Annotated in this window: 1 protein-coding gene; it reads left to right on the top strand. The window is 63.2% G+C overall.

Going from position 1 to position 315, the window contains the following annotated elements; genetic code table 11:
• The coding region (locus GCN78_RS29005) for an IS1595 family transposase (protein ID WP_152254753.1) at nucleotides 1–315 on the top strand (315 nt) is incomplete at both ends.

Here is a 315-nt window from a genome sequence, read left to right as displayed (position 1 = left end):
TACACCGCAACACCACGTTTCGCTGGCGCCACCGATTTTTATCGTTGGCAAAAACGGACCGGCCGCATGGCCTGCATGGCATCGCCGAGGCCGACGAGTTATATGTGCTGGAATCGGAAAAGGGATCCAGGCAGATGACGCGTCCGGCCCGCCGCCGCGGCGGCCATGCGCAACGGCGCGGCATGTCGAACGAGCAAGTCTGCATCCTGGTGGCGCGCGACCGCACGGGCCAGACCCTCGATTTCGTCACCGGCAAAGGCGCGCTGACGAAGGCGCAGCTGCACCGCTGTTTGTTGCCTGTCATCGACAAGGATA

This window comes from Janthinobacterium rivuli (assembly GCF_009208735.1).
Taxonomy (GTDB): domain Bacteria; phylum Pseudomonadota; class Gammaproteobacteria; order Burkholderiales; family Burkholderiaceae_D; genus Janthinobacterium.
This window is presented reverse-complemented; position numbering and strand designations above follow the sequence as displayed.